Source organism: Parasediminibacterium sp. HNIBRBA5674 (assembly GCF_056745525.1).
This window is the reverse complement of the sequence record NZ_JBQWIE010000109.1, coordinates 1-453: the sequence shown is the minus strand read 5'-3', so window position 1 is coordinate 453 and position 453 is coordinate 1. Positions and strand designations below refer to the sequence as shown.

Annotated in this window: 1 protein-coding gene; it reads right to left on the bottom strand. The window is 40.6% G+C overall.

Annotated features, from left to right (window positions below):
- A partial coding sequence (locus ACT9TX_RS18475; protein ID WP_481340601.1) for a transposase family protein occupies window positions 1-374 on the bottom strand: 374 nt, incomplete at its 3' end.
- Window positions 375-453 lie beyond the last annotated feature (79 nt).

Below are 453 nucleotides of genomic sequence, written 5' to 3'. Positions count from 1 at the left end.
AATAACTTGCAGTTACTGATGCGGATATTGTCGCAAACAGCCACTGGGAAAGAATCTATTACATAGTCTCGTTCGCAACTTACGTCCTTAAAGTAGTTGCCCACCTGATGGAACATCGCAAACAGCAGGGCTTCCAGCCTGTGGAGACGCCTATTAAACCTGCTCTTGTCTAGCATGAGAGGAACCAGCCTTGTTTGCTTTACATAACCCAGTGCATGGGTCTGATGACCCCCAAAATAAAGAGCCGATATGATGGCTGTAAACAGTACCTCACTATCACTGATACGCCTTCGGCTATCTTCTGTATGATTAATTCCTTTCAATAAATCATCTATCAAACAGTAGATTCCTATAATTTTATCTTCAGTGAGCATCTTAATTGAGTTTGATGAGTGTGGTAACTTTTAAACTCTTTTCGATGCTCACTTATTTTATAACTAGCAACTTGCGTTA